Source organism: Mesorhizobium sp. M1A.F.Ca.IN.020.04.1.1 (assembly GCF_003997315.1).
Classification (GTDB): Bacteria; Pseudomonadota; Alphaproteobacteria; order Rhizobiales; family Rhizobiaceae; genus Mesorhizobium.
In genome coordinates this window covers 15,604-35,440 of record NZ_RZSN01000045.1, presented here as the reverse complement: position 1 = coordinate 35,440, position 19,837 = coordinate 15,604, and the positions used below count along the sequence as shown (strand labels likewise).

General features: G+C 65.5%; 16 protein-coding genes. 4 read left to right on the top strand and 12 right to left on the bottom strand.

The window, feature by feature from the left end; all coding sequences use genetic code 11:
* The 12 genes from tssM to tssA form a co-directional block, all read right to left on the bottom strand.
* A partial coding sequence (gene tssM, locus EOA49_RS12150) for a type VI secretion system membrane subunit TssM (RefSeq protein WP_127243170.1) occupies positions 1-1,801 on the bottom strand: 1,801 nt, incomplete at its 3' end.
* Entirely contained in the window at positions 1,801-3,135 is a 1,335-nt protein-coding gene (gene tssL / locus EOA49_RS12145; RefSeq protein WP_095801005.1) for a type VI secretion system protein TssL, long form, read from the bottom strand. The genes tssL and tssM, both read right to left, overlap by 1 nt.
* Positions 3,136-3,139: 4 nt before the next feature.
* Positions 3,140-4,474, bottom strand: coding sequence for a type VI secretion system baseplate subunit TssK (gene tssK / locus EOA49_RS12140; RefSeq protein ID WP_066989073.1), 1,335 nt, complete (start codon positions 4,472-4,474; stop codon positions 3,140-3,142).
* A 37-nt stretch (positions 4,475-4,511) separates the two neighbouring features.
* Positions 4,512-4,964 carry a type VI secretion system lipoprotein TssJ gene (tssJ, locus tag EOA49_RS12135; protein ID WP_066989071.1) on the bottom strand — a complete coding sequence of 151 codons (453 nt, stop codon included), beginning with the start codon at positions 4,962-4,964 and terminating at the stop codon, positions 4,512-4,514.
* 3 nt (positions 4,965-4,967) lie between these two features.
* Positions 4,968-6,416 carry a type VI secretion system-associated FHA domain protein TagH gene (gene tagH / locus EOA49_RS12130; protein ID WP_127243169.1) on the bottom strand — a complete coding sequence of 483 codons (1,449 nt, stop codon included), beginning with the start codon at positions 6,414-6,416 and terminating at the stop codon, positions 4,968-4,970.
* On the bottom strand, positions 6,413-7,495 hold the full coding sequence (gene tssG / locus EOA49_RS12125; RefSeq protein WP_127241702.1) for a type VI secretion system baseplate subunit TssG: 1,083 nt from the start codon (positions 7,493-7,495) through the stop codon (positions 6,413-6,415). Before tssG ends, tagH begins: the two co-directional genes overlap by 4 nt.
* Entirely contained in the window at positions 7,459-9,333 is a 1,875-nt protein-coding gene (tssF, locus tag EOA49_RS12120) for a type VI secretion system baseplate subunit TssF (protein WP_127243168.1), read from the bottom strand. The genes tssG and tssF overlap by 37 nt, the downstream gene beginning before the upstream one ends.
* Before the next feature lies 1 nt (position 9,334).
* Positions 9,335-10,087 (bottom strand): type VI secretion system baseplate subunit TssE, encoded by a 753-nt coding sequence (tssE, locus tag EOA49_RS12115; protein ID WP_067327620.1) that lies wholly within the window; start codon positions 10,085-10,087, stop codon positions 9,335-9,337.
* The gene (locus EOA49_RS12110) at positions 10,074-10,523 is read right to left on the bottom strand and encodes an Hcp family type VI secretion system effector (RefSeq protein WP_170950255.1); all 450 of its coding nucleotides are present in this window, start codon (positions 10,521-10,523) and stop codon (positions 10,074-10,076) included. The genes tssE and EOA49_RS12110 overlap by 14 nt, the downstream gene beginning before the upstream one ends.
* Positions 10,524-10,582: 59 nt before the next feature.
* Positions 10,583-12,088, bottom strand: a complete 1,506-nt coding sequence (gene tssC, locus EOA49_RS12105; RefSeq protein ID WP_066989059.1) for a type VI secretion system contractile sheath large subunit — start codon at positions 12,086-12,088, stop codon at positions 10,583-10,585.
* 3 nt (positions 12,089-12,091) lie between these two features.
* Positions 12,092-12,628, bottom strand: a complete 537-nt coding sequence (gene tssB / locus EOA49_RS12100) for a type VI secretion system contractile sheath small subunit (protein ID WP_066989057.1) — start codon at positions 12,626-12,628, stop codon at positions 12,092-12,094.
* A gap of 5 nt (positions 12,629-12,633) precedes the next feature.
* The gene (tssA, locus tag EOA49_RS12095; protein WP_067327623.1) at positions 12,634-13,833 is read right to left on the bottom strand and encodes a type VI secretion system protein TssA; all 1,200 of its coding nucleotides are present in this window, start codon (positions 13,831-13,833) and stop codon (positions 12,634-12,636) included.
* Positions 13,834-14,165: 332 nt separating this feature from the next.
* Between tssA and tssH the strand changes: the two genes are divergently transcribed.
* The 4 genes from tssH to EOA49_RS12075 all read left to right on the top strand — a co-directional run bounded on the left by tssH (position 14,166) and on the right by EOA49_RS12075 (position 19,831).
* Entirely contained in the window at positions 14,166-17,006 is a 2,841-nt protein-coding gene (gene tssH / locus EOA49_RS12090; RefSeq protein WP_127243167.1) for a type VI secretion system ATPase TssH, read from the top strand.
* Positions 17,007-17,139: 133 nt separating this feature from the next.
* Entirely contained in the window at positions 17,140-17,412 is a 273-nt protein-coding gene (locus EOA49_RS12085) for a hypothetical protein (protein ID WP_127242052.1), read from the top strand.
* Positions 17,413-17,681: 269 nt separating this feature from the next.
* Positions 17,682-18,884 (top strand): ABC transporter substrate-binding protein, encoded by a 1,203-nt coding sequence (locus tag EOA49_RS12080; RefSeq protein ID WP_066989051.1) that lies wholly within the window; start codon positions 17,682-17,684, stop codon positions 18,882-18,884.
* A gap of 80 nt (positions 18,885-18,964) precedes the next feature.
* Positions 18,965-19,831, top strand: a complete 867-nt coding sequence (locus tag EOA49_RS12075) for a branched-chain amino acid ABC transporter permease (protein ID WP_066989049.1) — start codon at positions 18,965-18,967, stop codon at positions 19,829-19,831.
* The last annotated feature ends 6 nt before the right edge of the window (positions 19,832-19,837 follow it).

Below are 19,837 nucleotides of genomic sequence, written 5' to 3'. Positions count from 1 at the left end.
CCGGCAGACTGTTCACCCACCAGTTCTGCACGAAGTCGGTGTCCATCTGCGACAGGCCGGTCATCATGCGATAGGTCTTCAGCGCACCGAGCATGAAATCCGGATCGCGGATCTGCCGCCACATCGTGGCTTCGAGCAGCGCCACCATGTGCGGCTCGAGCACGTTGCGCAGCGCGTGGTCGTAAGTGTCGGTCTGGGCGCGCACGAGCTCGGCCGAAGCGGTCGGGCCGAGTAAATTGTGGACAGCCTCCGGCGGTGCGGTGCGTGCCGTCGCCACCGCGTCCATCGCGGCCAGCGCCCCATCCATCGTCGGCTGCTCCACCGAAGCCGGCGTGGCGGAGACGTCGGTCAGCGGCGCCTGCAGCGCCTCGAACTGGCCGGCCTGCTCGGTGATCGCATTGCGGTTGTCGAGATAGGACCAGGTGAACAGTCCACCCGCCAGCAGGGCGGCAAGCGCGCAAGCCGCGGCCGCGCCGCGCCAAATCCAGGCGCGGCGGCGCTGCGCCAACGGATCGAGCGTGCCGAGACCCGCTTCCTTGAAGATGACCTCGGTCAGGAGATTGCGCAGGAAGAAGCTGCGCTTCTCGACGCGCGGCGCCAGCATCGCGCGACGCGGCGGCAGCCCGAAGGAGGAGGACAGCGCCGCCGTCAGCCGGTCGATCGGCGCGCCTTCCTGTGTCGCCGAGGTCAGATAGAGGCCGCGCAGCCAGGCGGCTTCCTCGTAGCGGCTTTCGCCGAACATCGCCTCGATCAGCACCTGGATCGGCTCGGAGAGGCTCGCGAGCTGGGCCGGGAAACGGAAGATTTCCGCGCGCGATCCGAGCTTGTCCTCGTCCTCCAGGCGCGGCACCAGCCGCCGCTCCAGCTCCGTGGCAAGCGCGGCAAGCTCTCTTTCGACGGTCTTGGCGTCGATGCGGGCATCGAGCGGAAAGGTCGTCCCCCATACCTGCTCGCGGGCGGCGGTCGAGAGACCGCCGAAGAAGGCCTCGAAGCCCTTGATCAGGTCGGCCTTGGTCAGCATCAGATAGACGGGAAGGCGGATTTCGAGGCGGTCGTTCAGCTCCGCCAGCCGGCGGCGGATCTTGCGGCCATGCGCCTTGATGGCTTCGTCGCCTTCCGAAAGCACATCGATCGACAGCGCGACGATGACGCCGTTGAGCGCGCGGCGGCCGCGATGCTTCTTGAGAAGATCGAGGAAACCCAGCCATTCCGTCGCGTCGACATCCGGCTGGCTTTCCTGCTGGACGTAACGGCCGGCGGTGTCGATCAGCACCGCGTTCTCCGAGAAGAACCAGTCGCAATTGCGCGTGCCGCCGACGCCCTGCAGATCGTCGGTGAGATCGATCGGGAAGTTGAGGCCTGACTGTCGCAGCGCCGTGGTCTTGCCCGTGGCCGGCGGTCCGACGATGACATACCAAGGCATCTCGCGCAGGAATTTGCGGCCGCCGAGCTTGCGTCGCTTGAGCTCCGCCATCACCTCGCCGAATTTGGCGCCGACCGCGGCAACGCTTTCCTCGCCAGGAGTGAGCTGCTTTTCCGCCACGGGCGCGGCGATCTCGGCGACGAACATGCGGTTGGCGCGGATCGCGCGGCGCTGCGCGATGATCAGCCAGATCAGCCACAGGATGATAAGCCCGGCGATGATGGCGATGCGCACATTGTCGGAATCGAACGGCGCATACGGGCCGACCTGGACGATCGGGCCGAACACCCAGATCAGCAGGGAAAGCAGCGCGATGCCGATCAGCGTCCAAAGGAAGCGCGAGGTGAGAACCGCCCAGAGGAAGCGCAGGATGAACATCAGAGCCTCTTCTCGACCAGGACCTCGACGCGGCGGTTGAGCGCGCGGCCCTCGCGCGTCGAGTTGTCGGCCACCGGATCGGTCTCGGCGCGGCCTTCCGAATGAATGCGCTCCTGCGGCACGCCGGCCTGCACCAGAAGGTTGGCTATGGTCTCGGCGCGCGCTTCCGACAGCCGCTGGTTCGACGAAAGCGGGTTGGATTTCTGCAGGCGCACATTGTCGGTGTGGCCGACCACCGTGACGTTCCCGATCAGTTCCTGATTGGCGAGGATCACCTTGGCGATCGATTCGATCAGCGGCTCATAGCCCTGCGTGAGTGTCGGCCGCGCCGACTGGAACAGTTCGGGATTGGAAGACTGGATGACGAGCTTGGCCAGCGACACGCTCTCGGTCCCGCTCAGCGCCGGCTTGAGACCATCCGGCGCCTCGGCCTTGAATTCAGGCAGCAGCGCAAAATCGACCGGTTCCGGCTGCGGCGCCTCGGGTTCGGGCGCGTCGACCTTGGGCGCGGCGCGGGTGACGTCGCCCCGCGAGGGCGGCGGCAAAGCGCGGACCAGGGCGGAGAGCTCGACCGCCTGGCTGCTCAGCCCCATCGACAGGCCGACATAAGCAGCGGCGGCGATGACCACGGCCGCCAGCGCCATCACCCAGATCGGTACGATGAAGCGCTGCGGCTCGTCCGAGGCGATCACGCCCTTCCAGTTCGGCGACAGCGGCGCATCTTCGGCATCGGCATTGCGCAGGAAGCGCGCCGCCGCCACGCGAACGGCATTGAGCGAGCGGTCGCCGGCGCGGCCAGGCACGCGATATTTGCCGCGGAAGCCGAGCGCCAGGCAATAATATTGCAGCTCCAGCATTTCGCGGTCGCGGTTCGGATGCCGCTCCAGTTCGTCGAGCCGCGAGAAGAACTGCGTGCCGGCATCGACGTCGCCGCGCAGCATCACCACCAGCGGCTGGCGTGGCCAGGCGCTGGCGCCGCCCCACGGCGTGTTGAGCGCGAGATCGTCGAGCAAGGCCGCCACCGCCCAAGCGGCCTGATCGGCCCGCTCCAGCGACGAGCCCGCGGCCATCGCGGCATCGCGTGCGCGCACCAGCTCCTCGAGCAGGCGCGTGCGCAGCACTTCCGGGTTCTCCGGCGCCAGCGCGCTTTCCAGCTCCGGCGCGAATTCGAGCAGCGGCGCGAAGCTATTGATCAGCACATTGGGATGGGCGCGCGCGCGCTTCACCGGCGCGCCCGGCGCCAGCGGCGCCATCGGCCGGGGCGAAGCGCCCGTCAGCCTGATGCGCGTGCGTTCGCGATCCTCCGACAGTCCGAAAGGATCATCCCGGCTCATGGCCTCACCTGTTCACCGAATAGCAGTCGACCTGCGGCTCGCTTGGCAGCACACCGGAAACGCCGATGACGAAACCGGGGGCGTCGAGCAGCGAGGCCCAATGCTCGCTCTTCTGGTCCAACTCCAGGCACAGCCGGTCGCCGTCATAGGGAATCTCGCGCGGCTGCGAATGCAGCGGCTTCAGCGGAATGCCGGGCAGGCGCGACTTCCACAGCCCCTCGAACTGGTCGGCGGACCCGACGGTCGCTTGGTTGACGAAGATCTTGCGCAGCGCGTCTTCCGACAGTTCGGAGCCGACGCGGATGACGATGCGGCTGGCCACCAGAAGTTTCGGGTTGTCGATGCGCACCTTCCAGACATTGGTGGCATGCCGCATGACCGGCAGCGCGCGCGATTTCGGCTCGATATACCGCAGGCTGAGGATCAGCGAGCGCAAGGCGTCCGCCAGGGCCATATAGGCAGGGCCGGGCGCCATGTGGTCATAGGCCGGCAGCTCCCCGAGCCGGCGCGAGCTGGAGCCATAAGTCGCCATTTCGCCGGCGAGGCCGGCGAGCTCGAGATAGAGCTCGGCCGGATGGAAGACATCTTGCGCCAGCATGTGGGCGAGCCGCGGCTTGGCCGCATTGGCAAGGTGGAGCATCAGCAGGTCCTCGACGCTGCGGCCGGGCCCGCCCATCACCATCTTGCCATGCGCTTCGGCGATCTGGTCGAGACCGGTGACGACCTCCTGCAGCAATTGCCGGTACCAGGCGACCGCGCCCGTGATCAGCGTCGGCGGCAGGAAGCTCTCGTCGAGCGAGACGCCCCCGTCGGCCCGCACGCCCTTGATGTCGGCGACCGGCAGCGCGGTGTAGCCGCCGACCGATTTGCCGGGCGCAAGCAGCATCGCCTGCGGGCGGGCGATCTCGATCTCTTCCGGGTCGGCGCCGCCCTGCACGGAATCGCGCACCGACACGATCCTGCCGTGATAGCGCGCTCCGGTCGACGCGGCATGCGCCGGGTCGAAACCGACGCCGCCGGGCGGCTCGAGCGGCAGCGCGACCAGCACCGGCCCGGCGCCGGTATCGGCCGTGACCGGCAGCGGTTTCGGCGCGTCCATCATTTCCGGAATGGAGAAGGGCGTGCCGTCGGGGAAAATACCCCGGGCGGACACGATAGAAACCTGGCCTGCATCGAGCAGCGATTGATCGAGCGTCAGCTGCTGGAAGCCGAACGTATGGAGCTGACCGGCCTGCAGCGCGCCCCGCACCATCGCCTCGAAGAACCGGTCCTGCTGCTGGAAATGCTGGGTTCTCAGGAAGAGCCCCTCGGACCATAGCACCCTGTTTGCGTCGCTCATGCCGCTGCTCTCTGCACTGCCAACTTCTGTCTCGCCGTCAGGCGGAAATACCGCCGCCGCCTAGCGTGACATTGATGGTGAATTTCGATCCCGCCGACACCGACTTGGTCGTGCGCCAGTTGCGTCCGCCGGGTTCGCGGATCAGCGCGACGAAGCCGAGCGCCGTCGCGTTCGGTTCGACCGTGATGGTCTTGGCCGCCGTCTTGCCCGGTGCGACGGAGATCGAATCGGATCCGATAAGGTCGGCTCCAAGTGCGGACCCCGCATCGCCCTGCAGCGCAAAATAATCGGCCGAATTGAACTTGCCGGTGCTGGCAAGCCGCATCACCAGCACAGTCACCGGTCGGTCGCCGCCGCCGGGCCCCGGATTCATGCCGGCGCCACCGGTCACGTTGACCGAGATAACCGATGGTTTCGGCGGGCCGCTCTGGCAAGCCGCAAGCAGCCCCGTCGCGCCGAGGGCAACGATGAATTCGCGTCGATCGATCATGTCCTACTCCTCTTCGTATGCATCCCTGAAGTCTGCGCCGATCTCGCCCAGGAAACTCGATTCCGCGCTTTGGGCGATGTCGCGATGGCGTTTCTGGTAAAGCTCCCACAGCTTGGCGTTGCGGCCGCCCGCAAGCAGGTTGCCGATCGCGGAATTGGATTTCAGCTCTTCCTCGATCGTCGCCGGATCGAACCGGTCGATCATGCGCCGCAGCGCTGCCTGAACGCCGCGCCAAGCGCGCACGTGGTGCTGCGCGAGATCCTTCACCGCATCGCCGATCGCCGCCTCGCCGGAGAGGAAGCCGGGGCTGCGCTCCGAGAGTATGGTGACGATGACATCCTCGACCGTCGGCAGGAATTTGAGCGGGTTGACCTCGGAGGCGCCGACCACCGTCTGGGCAACGCGCGCGCTGCCCTTTTCCTCGGCGCGCTTGCGCAGAAGCTGCATCAGGCCGTCCAGCATCAGCCGGTACTCGCGCCCGAATTTTTCCATCTCGGCGATCGCGTCGCGCCCGAGAAAATCGGCCTCCTCGACCCCCATGCCGCGCAGGAAGGCGGCGCGCAGCGCCATATCGCCGGGCACAGGCTGAGCTGCACGGGACAGCCTGGGCGCGGGAGCCGGGCGCGGCGGAGGAGGCGGCTCGGGCGTGCGCGCCGACAAGTCCCGCGGAGGAGCGACCTGCGGCTTTTCGGCCGGCTGCTCGCTGCGACGGGCCGTATGCGCGCCGTTGGCGGAGGCAGGCGTCGCGGCTGGGCCGAAGCCGAAGTCGTCGAAGCCGGTCGGTTTCGGCGCCGGCTGCGCCGTATCGCCGCGCGCGGGCATGTCGCCGAAGCCGAACGGATCGGACCGGCCAGTTGCCGAGTCGTCGTCCGAGGCCCGTGTCGCCACCGGGTCGAGGCTGAATGGGTCGTCGAAGGCGGGCGAACTGCGCTGGTTCGAGGCGCGGTCATACGCGCCGGGCACAGGCTGCTCGAACGGGTCCGGCAGATCGGCCGGCCGCGGCCGCCGCGGCTCCTCCTCGACCTTGGCCGAAAAGAAATCGTCGCCGCCGATGCTGGGCGAAGATCGCGGCTGAGGCGCCGACCAGGCGGCGGCGGAATGGTTGGCGACCTCACCGACCGAAGTCTGGCTCGCGCTTGGCTGGACCTCGACATAGAGCACGTAGTCGCCCAGTCTCAAACGCATGCCGCTTTGCAGCCGTGCCGACCTGCCGGTGCCGAGCGGGCTGTCGGAATCGTCGATGAACAGCCCGCTGCTCGACGTGTCGGTGACGAAGTAGCCGTCGCGGCCGCCGCTGATCTTGCAATGGGCGCGCGACACGAACATGTCCGGATCATCGATCTGCCAGCCGGCATCGGCGCTGCGCCCGATCACCAGTTCGCCTTCGTCCAGCCGGGTCTGCCTGACCACCTGGGAGCGCGGGCCTTGTTCCAGCGTCAGCAGCAGGCTCATGCGGCCGCCTCCGCCATTTCCGGCCGCCAGCCGACGATCGTGCGCAGCTTGAGATCGTCGGCGTCTCCCTTCTCGGCGGGGCGCGCAAGCCAGGAGGTTCGGCCGAGCTGGACGGTTCCGATCTTCGGCGGCGGCACGGCGTCGCGCGCAAGCACGATGCGCAAATCGATGTCCAGCGCTTCGCCGATCATGTCGCGCACCGCTTTCTTGAAGAGGGCGAGGCGCCGCTCTCCGGGCAGGAACGACTTGAAGGCGTCGAGATCGAGCGGGCCGACGCGCAACTCGATCCGGCTCTGGCGGCTGAAGACGCGCGGGCCGATCGTCGCCCCGCGCCCGAGCGCCGCATAGGCCTTGCCGACGCGGCTCTGCAGTGCCGCCGGTATGGTGATCCAGGAAGCGACGAATTCCTTGATCTCGACCGGCACCTTGAAGGCCGTGGCAAGAAACAAGGTCAGCCGTTCCGGACCGTCGACCTGGCGGGCCAGCGAGCCGGCCTGGCGCAGCCGCACCGCGTCGAGTTCGGCATCCTGGGTGCCGGGAAGGCCGATCCCCGACATTGCTTCCAGCATGGCGCGGACGCGCCCGCCGACCGAGCGCTCGACCTGCACCGCCGGATGAGCGTCGGCCCAGGCGCGGTAGTAAAGCGCGATCATCCGATGCTGCAGGATGTTGACGAAGTCGACGAAGGTTGTGTCGCTGGTCTGCTCCGCTTGCGTGCCGGTGAACCAGCGCTGCGACAGCCGGTCCAGCACCCAGCGCGTCAGATGCAGCGGCATCGGCCCTTCGGGCCCGAGCAGTCCCAGATTGGCGACGGTCACCCGCGCCGGAGCCTTTTCGCCCGCCTCCTGGAATTTCATCACGTCCCTGGCCGAGAAGCTCAGGCGCACATGCTGGCCGAGCCGCGCCGGCTCGCGATTGGCCTGGCCGGAATAGCCGAACAGCCCGCCCCTCTGCTCCAGCCGGCGCAGAAGCTCGAAGAAGTCAAAGCTTTCCGACAACGCCCCGATTCCGTCTGAGACGGCTTCGCTCAGGGCGGGCCGCGCTAGATCAGGTAGCGATTGCCGGGCGTCATCGGCCATGGCACATCCTCCTGCTTCTGCAGCAGCCGCGTGCGTGTCCGCACGAAACCGTTTATCCCGGCATGGCGGGCAAACAGCCGCGCCAGCAGGGCCGAAAGCAAAAGCGTGCTTTGCCCCGCCAGCACCGACTGGTCGACATGCAGCGTCACTTCCGTGCCCCGCCCGAAGCACATCGGCCCGTCGATCTTGAGCCGCTCGATCACTGGGCGCGAGTCGATGCGGGTGATCGAATGCACGTTGCGGGCGAGGCTCGGGTCGCCGCGGTCGGCATAAAGATCGAGCAGCGCGTGCAGCGGATCGACGCCGCGGCCTTCCTTGGCGAGACTCAAGAAGTTGAGCGAGAGCTGCGCCACCAGCCGCCAGGCAAGATTGTCGGCGCGGGATTCGCCTTCGGCGCCCGCCGGCAGCGACGCCGGGATCGACGGCTGGGGCGGCCGCAGCGCGCCGAGCAGCCTGACGGCCTCCACGGGGTCCGCCGTCTCCAGCGTCAGTGTCGGTGTGTCGTCGAGGATCGGCAGGTCGCGATTGGTGCAAAGCGCAATGACGTCGAGGCGCTTGAGCGGCCGGTTGGCCGGGCTGCCGGCCGGGCGCGACACCGAGAGGAAAACATCGTCTCCCGTGTAGGAGGTGCGGGTCAGGCCGTCGCGACGCTCATCTTCGGTGGCCCTGCGAGGGCGCCGCTCGGTCGAATACACCCAGCCGCTGCCGCGGTTCTGCCCCAGGCTGAAAAGCTCGGGAATCTCGGCCTCGCTGCCCTCCGCGTCGGCATCCTCCACTCGGGTGACGCGGAAGATCTCGAAATCGCGCGCTCTGGTTCGATCGGCATGCAGCACTTGCCGTGTCCTGCGCGGATCGATCTCGATGACGTTGCATTCGCGCTCGAAGAGATTGATCAGCGGCGTCACGAAGAGCTCGAAATCGGCCGGCGCAACGTCGGCGAGCTCGGGCACCGGGCGGCGGAACAGGAAGATGATCTCCATCCCCGCCTCGCATTTGCGCACCACCGGCTGCAGGCCGGCGACCCGCACATAGTGGAAGCGTTCGGGGATCATGAAATATTCGCGCAGCAGGCGGTAGCCCTCGAAGGTCGGGCGGGTGCGCGGCATCAGCGCCTCGTCGTCGCGGATGCCGACCATCTCGGGCTCGGGCAACGCCGATAGCGGATTGGTCTTTCCTTCCGCCCGCGCGCCGACGGCCGAGCAGGCCCCGAAGATCGCGTCGAACAGGAGCGGCGCCTTGGTGCGACCGGCGAAATAGAGATCGAGACGGTCGAGCGACAGCTCGCTGAGCTTGCCCTTTCCGGTGCGCGCAAGCGCGACGCGCAGCGCTGCCTCGCCGCGCGCGCCGGCGACTGGGCCGATGCCGGCGGCAGCCAGCGCGCTGCGATCCTGGAAATAGCTGACGGAGGTGATCGCGATCGGCCATAGCGTGATCTCTTGCGCGGTGCTGAAGGTTGACCGCGTCGACAGCCCCGGATGCAGGCTGGAGACCAGTCGTGTGCCGCGCGCGACTGTATGACCGGCGATCATCGACTGCACTTGCTGGCCGGGTTTCAGCACCGCCATCGCCGTTGCCGGCGCCGGGGTGACCAGGTCCGGGTAAAGCACGTCGAGCACGGCGCGCGAGAAGCGCGAGCGCTCGGCGTCGACCTTCAGCCGCGTGCGCGCGGCAAGGAAGGCCACGCCGTCGAGCAGCCGTTCGACATAGGGGTCCGGGCAGGGAACGGTGTCGAGGGAAAGATTGCGGGCGACTGCCGGATGCATATCGGCGAATTCGGCCGCGAGCGCCCGGATATGGGTCAGTTCTTCTTCGTAATATTCGACGAAGACCCGATCCATCTCAGGTCTCCCGGAATTCGGTTCGCGCCAGGCCGTTGTCGAGATTGATCGTGGTGCGCAGCCGCATGCGCTCCGGCGTCGGCGTCATGATCAGCACGGCGTCGATCTCGATCTTCAGGCCGACGCTCTTGTCGCCAAGGGTGACATTGACCGTCGTGGCGCTTTCCTTGAGCCGCGGCTCGAAGGTGGCGAGCACCGCGCGGATCTCGCGCGCCAGGGTATCGCGGTCGAAGTCCCGCGAGGAGCGGCCGGAGAAGGACGGCACGCCGTAGTTCACGACGCTGCGGCGCACCTCCGGAAAGTCGGCAAGCGACGGCAGCTCGTCCAGGGGCTGTTCGTGCTCGGCATCGGAAAGCATCGGAACGGACTCGAAGCGCTCGGTGTTGAACAAGGCTTCGATGTCGCGCCGGACGGCTTCCCTGAGCACCCGCGCCGACACCACCACGCCGCGGCTTTCGATCTCGGCGCGATGTTCGGCCTGGAACACCAGACGGTGCAGGCGCCGCTTTTGGTCGGGGGTGAGTTCCGCATCGGCATCGATGGTGCGTGCGCTGCCGGCAAGAAGAGCCTCGACGCGCTCGGCGCCGAGTTCTTCTTCCAGCAGGCGACGCAGCCCCTCGATCTCCGACGTCAGCCCGGGCAGGTCGTTGATGAGGCGGTCCCAGAGGGAGGGCTGGACCGCCTCGCGCTTTGCTCGCGAACTGCCGGCGAGCTGCGCCCTTGCGCCGGGCCTTTTGGCCTCACTTGCCGACATAGACATCCATTTCGATCTCGTCGTCCTTGTCGTAGACGAATTTGATCTTCTTGTAGGCGAAGCTCACTTCTTCCTCGATCAGGTCGGCCTCGTCATCGGCCTGCTTCATGTCGTATTCCATGATCGAGGCGTCGGTGAGCGTCACCACCAGATAATCGCTGGTCTCGCCGTCGATGGTGCGGCGCGCCGAAAACACCACTTCGTCGAGCGCCTTGTTGTCGAACAGCGCCTTCTTCAGGTAAGGCGACGCCTTGTCGTAATGCTTGGTGAACTTGATCATCCCCAAGGATACGCGCCCGCGGCGCGAGAGCGAGTTGGGATCGTAAGGCGCGATCATCTTGTAGTCGACGCCATGGACTTCGATCTCATCTTCGTGGCCGTCGCGCACGCTGGGACCCTTGATGTCCGGAACTTTCAGGAAACCATCGATCTTCATTGAAGGCATTGTCTTTCTCCACCGCTCTCAAACCAAACAAGATGACTATGCTTGCGATTTCACCCCTTCACTGACGGCAGTTCGGACACCAGCCGGAGCGAGGCATTGATGCCTTCCAGCTGGTAGTGCGGACGCAGATAGAAACGGGCGTTGTAGTAACCGGGCCGGCCTTCGACACTGTCGACCTGGACCTCGGCCGCGGCGAGCGGGCGCTTGGCGCGCGCCTTGTCGTCGGCAAAGGCTGGATTGGCCAGCACGTACCGGTTGATCCATTCGGTCAACCAGATCTGCATGTCGGTGCGTTCCTTGAACGAGCCGATCTTGTCGCGCGCGATCGCCTTGAGGTAGTGGGCGAAGCGCGAGACCGGGAACAGGTAGGGCAGGTTGGCGCTGAGCCGCTCGTTGGCCTGCGCGTCGGGATCGACCAGACGCCCGGCTCGGGTCTCGTCGTCCTGCAGCGAATGGGCGCCGATGAAGGCCGCAAGGTCGGTGTTCTTCCGGTGCAGGATCGGCATCAGGCCGAGTTTGGCGAGCTCCGCTTCGCGCCGGTCGTCGATAGCGACTTCCGTCGGGCATTTCATCGCGATCGATCCGTCGTCGGTCGGAAACGCGTGCACCGGCAGGTTGAGCACCGTGCCGCCGTTTTCGACGCCGCGGATCTGTGTGCCCCAGCCAAAAAGCTTGTGGCTGCGGTTGATGTTGACGCCCATCGGGAAGGCGGCGTTCATCCAGACATATTTGTTGTGGTCGCCTCCCACCTCTTCCTCGAAGGTGAAACCCTTCACCGGAACGGTTTCCGAGCCGTAAGGCAGGCGCGCCAGCACCCGCGGCATGGTGAGGCCGATATAGCGGGCGTCCTCGCTCTCGCGCAGCGACTGCCACGAGGCATAGGCCGGGTTGTTGACGATCATCTGCAGGTCCTGCGGGTTGGGCAGTTCCTGCCAGCTGTCCATGCGGAACAGGCGCGGCGAGGCGGCGGCGATGAAGGGCGTGTGCGCCGAGGCGCAGACGCCGGAGATGTTGCGCAGCAGGCCGACGTCGCGCGGATGGTTCGAGAATTCGTAGGCGCCGAGAATGCAGCCGATCGGCTCGCCGCCCAGCATCGAATACTCGTCCGTATAGACCTTCTTGAAGATCGGGCTCTGGTCCCACATCTGGCCTTCATAGTCTTCCAGCGTGTCGGCCAGCTGTTCCTTGGAGATGTTCATCACCCGGATCTTGAGCTTCGTATCCGTCTCGGTGTTGTTGACGAGATACCAGAGGCCGCGCCAGGTGCCTTCCATCTCGCGCACTTCCGGCGCGTGCAGGATCTCGTTGACCTGCGTCGTCAGCATCTTGTCGATGCCGGCGATCAGCGACTTGATCGACTTGATCGCATTGGACGAGATGGTGGTGGTTTCGGAGCGCGACTGCGCCGCCAGCGCCAGGTTGCGCACCAGCTGCTGCAGCTTCTCGCTGTCGTCCTTCTTGACCTTGAAATCCTTTTCCAGGAGGCCGCTGAATTCGCCGAGGTCAATCGCTTCCGCCTCGGCGGTGGCGGCTGCGGTTTTTTGCTGTTCAGCCATGACTTACTCCTCGCCCTTGCCCTCAGAAATCGCCTGGCCGGCGATCTTGCTCAGCAGCGGTTCGTTGTTCAGAAGCTGCGCGATGCGCTTTTCGGCGTCGACGCGGCCGTCCATGAAGCCGAGCAGCTCTTCGAGCTGCCGGCGCATCTTGAGGATCTCGGCCAGTTGCGGGACCTGCTCGGCGATCTTGTCCGGCGCGAAATCGCCCATCTTGGAGAAGGTGAGATCGATCGCGAGCTCTTCGTCCCGCTCGGCGCCCTCGGCTTGCGGGAGTGTGTTCTTTACTCGTGCCTTCACCCGCGGCCCCATGGCCTCCATGAACTTCGGGAAGCGGTTGGCGTCGGTCTCGACGAAGTTGCGGTCGAGCACTGACTTCACCGCTTCCTTGGTCTGTGAAGCGCCGGAAAGATCGGCCATCACGGCCATGACGAACGGCAGTTCGATCGTTGTCGGGCTGCCGTAGGTCTCGACGTCATAGGCGATCTGCACGCGCGGGGCGCGGTTTCTTTCGATGACCTTCGCTTTGCTCTCTGCTGGCATGCTTGTTACCTTTCATCCTTCTGGGCCGGCTTCTTCGGATCGGGGACACCGGCAAGCAGCCGGAACTCCTTCAGCCCCGATGGGGCGAGATCTTCCATCAGTTCCACGAAATCCATGTGCACCATGCGGCGCACGCGGCGGGCGAGATGCGGGATCGGGCTCGACGGCTCGGTGCGGTCATAAAAGGCGACGACGAGATCCAGGCATTTGACGACGTCGTCGCGCGAGGTGATCCGGTCGGGCAGCCCGGCGCCCGGTTCCGCATAGCTTGCGACACTTGCCATCGATTCGGCTCCCCTCGCTTCGGCGCCCATCCTTTCGGCACCATGGCCGTTTGGGCCGGGCGCTGCCGGTTCCGCCGGCTGCGGGATTGGCTTTGCAGCCCCGTTCGCCCCGGCACCGGCGGCGGAATTCCGCTCCAGCGTCGTCAGCAATCGTTGCAGGAAGCGTCTCAATTCCGGAATGGCGGGGCCATTGCCGTCGATGCGCTTGTTGAGGGCGGCGTCGACCTCGTCGAGAGCGGCGATCACCGCGCGGGCGTCGGCGAGCAGCGAGGTCATCGCCTCGCCGGCCTGATCGACTTGCGCCTTGCACCCGGTGCGCACCCGGTTCACCAGCTGGTTGTGGCCGCTCACCAGCGCCGCCTTTTCCGCCGCGCCCAGTCCCGAAGCAGCCTCCTGCAGCATGACGTGTTCGTCGAGGCTGCCCTTCTCCAGGTCCTCTCCCTTGATCGGGCCGACCGTGCGCGGCGCAAAGAAGACCATGCCGCGCAGATCCTTGAGCAGCCCGTCCTGGCTGTTTTGCAGGTCGATCAGCGCATTGATGCGCCGCAAGGCAGCCTCGCGCGGCGTGGCGCCAGAGCGCAGTGCCGGATGCATCGTTTCCCAATGCCTGTCGAAGGTTTGGGCGATCAGCGTCAGGCCTTCGGCGAGCCCGCCCAGCTGTTCTTCGTTGGCAAGGGCACGCACAACCAGGACGAGGAGGCGCAGGTCCCGCCCGTGCGACCGCAACTCCTCCGCCTTGGTGAGTACGACGGACCAGTCGACCGGAACATCGACTTCCGATTTGTTGTTTCCTTCGTATTCGACCTTTTTCTGCTGTTCGGTCAGGCGCTCCAGCTCATGAAAGGCCGGGTCGTTACGCAAGTCCTCTCCCGACGGATTTTCACCGTTCAGAGGATTCAGCCAGAGTGCGAGATCAATCACACTAACCCCCAGCCAGCGGCCCTGAGACCCTATGTGACGCAACGTTACCACCGGCCTCGCGTCACGACAATTGAGCAGCTGCTCAAAAACTAACGGATGCTAAACGCGACCGTTTCTTTCAGCAAAACCCATTGCGCGATTGCCGGGCCGGGTATGTGAAATGGCTCGCATAGCCCGGACCGCAATCCGGTATTTCTTGCACGACATTGCAGAGCTTGTGTAACCGGGCAGTGCCGCCCGGATGGATCCAAACGCCTTATCCGTCACACGGCTTTGTCAAGCCGCCGCTTATATGGCAGGGTACGGTTGGCAGATTGCGGGAGCAGGTTCGAATGGAACAGCGCCGGTCATCGCAGAGCTTCAAGCGTAAGGAACTGGTCGCCAAGCTCAACGCCACGGGGGTGCGCGCCTTCAAGGCCGCGGCCGACACGGCCAAGCTGCGCGGCAATCCTTATGTGGAGCTCGTCCACTTCATCCAGCAACTGGTGCTGTCCGAGCGCTCGGACGTGCAGATGATCATCGCCGATGCCGGGTTGGACGTCAGCCGGCTGACGGCTGACATGACCCGGGCCATCGACAAGCTGCCTTACGGCGCGACCTCCGTCGAGGAATTCTCCGATCACATCTTCCACGCCATCCAGGAAGGCTGGAACCTGGCGACGCTGGAGTTCGGCGTCGAGGAGGTGCGCAGCGCCCATATCCTGCTGGCCTGCCTGAGGACGCCGGTACTGGAAGGCCTGGTGTCGAAAATCAGCGCCGAATTCGACAAAATCGATGCCGACGGCGTCGTTTCCCGTTTCGCCGATGTCACCGAAGGCTCGCTCGAAGCCGGCACACCTCCCGCCTCTGCCGCCGCCGAACAGCCGATGAAGCGCGGTCCGGGCGGAGATTCGGCGCTGGCCAAATACGCGACCGACCTCACGCTGCGCGCCCGCGACGGCAAGATCGATCCGGTCGTCGGCCGCGACCCGGAAATCCGGCAGATCGTCGACATCCTCATGCGTCGCCGCCAAAACAACCCGATCCTGACCGGCGAGGCCGGCGTCGGCAAGACGGCGGTGGTCGAAGGATTTGCGCTCCGCATCGCCCAGGGCGACGTGCCGCCGACGCTTGAGAATGTCAGCGTGCGCATGCTCGATGTCGGGCTGATGCAGGCGGGCGCCAGCGTCAAGGGCGAGTTCGAGAAGCGGCTGAAGGCGGTCATCGACGAGGTTCAGGCCTCCGAGGTGCCGGTCATCCTGTTCATCGACGAGGCGCATACGCTGATCGGCGCCGGCGGTGCCGCGGGCACCGGCGACGCCGCAAATCTTTTGAAGCCGGCGCTGGCGCGCGGCGAGCTGCGCACCATAGCCGCCACGACCTGGGCCGAATACAAGCAGCATATCGAGAAGGACCCGGCGCTGACGCGCCGCTTCCAGGTGGTCAAGATCGAGGAGCCGTCGGAAGCTGTGGCCGTGCTGATGCTGCGCGGCGTCGCCGGCGTCCTGGAGCAGCACCACAAGGTCCAGATACTGGACGAGGCGATCGAGGCGGCGGTCGCGCTCTCGCACCGCTACATTCCGGCCAGGCAACTGCCGGACAAGGCCGTCAGCCTGCTCGACACGGCTTGCGCGCGCGTTGCGGTCTCGCAGCATGCGACGCCGGCCGAGGTCGAGGACATTCTGCGCCGCCGCCAGGCGCTGGAGGTCGAGAGTGGCATCATCGGCCGCGAGGCGGCGATCGGCATCGAGGTCGCCGACCGTCAGGCTCGCGTCGATGCCGGGCTGGCGGAAACCGAGACCACCTTAGCCGCCGCCCAGGCGCGCTGGGATCGCGAGAAAGCACTGGTCGCCGAGATTCTTGACCTGCGCGCTAAACTGCGCGGTGAAGGTGTGCCGCTCGATGCGGCGGGGGGGGAGGCCGGGGAGGAAACCGTAGCGGCTGAGCCGGCTGCGTCCGAAACTCCCGAAGCAAAGGCGCCCGAGAGCAAGGCGGCTGAAACCAAGCCCGCGAAATCCAAGGGCTCGAAAGCCAAGGCGGCGAAGGGCGAGGCGGTCGAACCCGAGGCGGTCGTCGGAGAGACGATCGCCGAGGGATCGGCCGGTTCGTCTGCCGATCTCGCGCGGCTGCGCGAGCTGATGGCGGAGCTTGCCGCGGCGCAGGGCGAGACGCCGCTGATCCTGCCTTCGGTCGATCGCAATGCGGTCGCCGCCGTGGTGCAGGATTGGACCGGCATCCCGACCGGACGGATGCTGTCCAGCCAGACCGAGAAAGCGCTCAGGCTGGCCGCGACCCTTTCGGAACGCGTGGTCGGCCAGGATCACGCGATGGAGATGATCGCCAAACGTGTCCAGACCAGCCGCGCCGGCCTTGGCGCGCCGGAAAAGCCGGTCGGCGTATTCCTGCTCTGCGGCCCCTCCGGCGTCGGCAAGACCGAGACCGCGCTGGCGCTTGCCGAGACGCTTTATGGCGGCGAGCAGAACCTGATCTCGATCAACATGTCCGAGTTCCAGGAAGCGCATACCGTCTCGACGCTCAAGGGCGCGCCGCCCGGCTATGTCGGTTACGGCAAGGGCGGCATCCTGACCGAGGCGGTGCGGCGCAAACCCTATTCGGTGATCCTGCTCGACGAGGTCGAGAAGGCGCATCCGGACGTCCACGAGATCTTCTTCCAGGTCTTTGACAAGGGCATGATGGATGACAGCGAGGGCCGGCGCATCGATTTCAAGAACACGCTGATCCTGCTCACCTCGAATGTTGGCTCCGACGTGATCATGGACCGCACCAAGAACGGCACCGTGCGGACCGGGATCGACGATCTCGACGCAGCCCTGCGCACGCCGCTGCTGAAAGTTTTCCCGGCCGCCTTCCTCGGTCGGGTCGTCACGATACCCTATTATCCGCTGTCGGATTCGATGATCGAGGCGATCGCCCGCCATCAGTTCGGCAAGATCGCGCGGCGGCTTAAAGCGAACAACGATGCCGAACTGGTCATCGGCGACGGCGTCATGGATCTGGTCAAGGCGCGCTGCACCGAGATCGAGTCCGGCGGCCGCATGATCGACGCCATCCTCACCAACACGCTGCTGCCGGAGCTCAGCCGCGGCGTGCTCAACCGCTCGCTGGAAGGCGCGAAGATGACGAAGGTCACCGTCGGCGCGTCCAAGGAAGGTTTTACCTACTCCTTCGAGTAGCCTTAGCAGCTCCGGGGAAGGAGTGTAGCGCCCAATCGGGCCAAGCTATTTTGAAGATAGAGTCGGGGAACTTTTGCTCCGCTGGCGATTTTGGATATGCTGCTGATCCGAAATTGCCGGAAAGGTGCCGCCGATGACGAAAAACCTTGCGATCTCCGCTCTCGTTCTGGCCACGGCCATTGGCGTGTCCGGCGCGGCGTTCGCCGGCGACCGGCATCTTAAGCGCCCGGTCGAGCAGGAGCGCTACGTTCCGGCCGAAGGCGACCTCATCGACATCCTGTTCGGCGGACCGCGCTACTATGACGCCATGCTGGTCACCACGGCGGCGGGCGCGTGTTCATACCACCGGACGGGGCCGGACGCGAATTCGCTGAACAAAATCAACGACCATCATTGCGGAAAATAAGGTCTGCCCCGCGCCCGGCCGTCGGTAAGCCGCGACCGCCTCCATTTCATCATGCCGCGAACTCATCGTTCGCCGAGGTGGCTGGCCGTTGGGCAGCCAGTCCTCAGCCTGCCTCGCGGTTGGGCCGCTCTGCCGTCGCACACATTCAGCCCAAACATTGTATACAATAACAAATAAATCTGTTGACAATCTGTCCCAGGCGGCTTCCCATAGGCTATCCGCGCAGCCCATGAGCTAAACAAAAGCGCGATAACCAGAAGGGAACCGATATGATCAACCGACGCTCGACTTTGAAATCGCTGGTGCTTGGCGCCGCCTCGACCCTGGCCATGGCCGCCATAGGCATCCCGTCCGCGCAGGCTGAAAACAAGGAACTGAAGATCGGCTTTGTTGGTGTCACCAGCGGTCCCGCCGCCGCCTGGGGCACGTCCAATGTGCGCTCGATGCAGACGCGCGCCGCCTGGCTCAACGAAAAAGGCGGCGTCAAGATCGGCGACGACACCTACAACATCAACATCGTCACCTTCGACGACCAGAAAGATCCCAAGCGCGCCATCGCCGGCATGGAGAAGATGGCGCAGGAGGGCATCCACTATGTCGTCGGACCCAATGTCGATGACGGCGCTGCTGCGGTGCGCCCTGTCGCCGAGGCCAACGGCATCATCTATTTCCCCTACGCCTTCCCGAAGGCGCTCTACCAGAAGCCGGCCTCGAACGCCGTGCTCGGCATGATCGCCAACTACCAGTCGGGCCCGGCGATCTATAAATACCTCAAGGAAAACAAGGGCGTGAAGACGATCGCCTTTGTCGCCGCGAACGAATCCGACCCGCTCAGCCAGCGTGACAGCGGCGTCGAGGCGGCCAAGGCGCTCGGGCTCGACGTCGTCGCGCAGAACGACACGTACCAGAACGACACCCGCGACTTCACGCCGGTGCTGACCCCGATCGTCGCGCTGAAGCCCGATCTGCTGGTGCTGTCGGGCGTGGCGCCGGCCAACGCGCCGCTGCTCATCCGCGCCGCCCGCGAGCTCGGCTTCGAGGGCTTGATCTCGACCGAGACGGCGCAGGACGCCAAGGTTCTGGAGGAGGGCGCCGGCGAATACGCCAACGGCTTCATCTCCGTCGGCGGTGCCTCGACGCCGGAGATCGCGTCCGACGAGATGAAAGAGTTCGTCGCCCGCTACACCAAGATGTTCGGCGAGTATAACGACGAGTCCAACACCAAGGTTTACGCGTTGGAGTACATCATCGAGACGATGAAGGCCAATCCGGCCGCCATCAACAATGTCGACGAATTCAAGAAGACCATGGACACCTTCTCGGCGCCCAACCCCTTCCTCAAGGGGGACGCCAAGCTGAGTTATGTCGGCGCGACCTCCTTCGGCCAGAAGCGTCAGCTAGCCGTGCCGATGGTGGTCAACGAATACAAGGACGGCGCTTTCCAGACCCTGTTCGTCGGCTCCGTCGACTAGGTTTGGGTTCCTAAGGTTACTTCCTCCCGAATGCCGGGGGTCCGGGCGATGCTCGGACCCCGCGGAAGATCGAAGGATCCATGGAACAGGTCATCGCCAACGGATTGTATCTCGGCGCCCAGTACGCGCTGATCGCGCTCGGGCTAACCCTGATCTTCGCCCTGATGAACGTGCTGAATTTCGCCCACGGGCAGATGTACGTTCTGGGCGGGTTCATCACCTACACCGTCTACGGCCAGCTTGGCCTGCCTTTCGTCGTGGCGCTGCTGGCCTCCGGTGTGACGCTCGCCGTCATCGGCGCGCTGATGGAGAGATTCCTCTTTCGAACGGTTATCCGCCGCAGTCACCGCGAGGAGAGCACCATGCTGCTCGCCGCCGCGACGGCCTTCTTCTTCGACGCCGTCATCCTGCTCATGTTCGGTGAGAAGCAGCGCGGCGTTCCCAAGATCGTCAAAGGCGTCTTCAACGAGGCCGGCATCATCATGCCTTATGACCGCCTGGTTGTCGGCGCTCTGGCCATCGTCTTCATCGCCGCCTTTGTCCTTTACATGCAGTACAGCCGGGTCGGCCGCGCCATGCGCGCGCTCGCCCAGGACCGTGTCGCGGCCCAGTTGATGGGTGTCAGGGTCGACCGCTATTCGATGATCGGCTTCGCGCTCGGCGCCATGCTGGCGGGCGTTGTCGGCGGCCTACTGGTCACCATCACCGGCGTCAATTCCGGCATTGGCGGCCCGATCTCGATCAAGGCTTTCCTGATGGTGATGATCGGCGGCGCCGGCGTCGTCGGCGGCGCGATCGCCGGCGGCTTCATCCTCGGCATGATGGAATCGGTTGGCCTCACCGCGCTGCGCGAATATGGCGACGTCACCTATCTCGTCATCTTCGCCGCCCTGATGGTGTTTCTGTCGATCCGCCCCAACGGGCTGATGGGCAAGCCGTGGGGTTGATCGCGC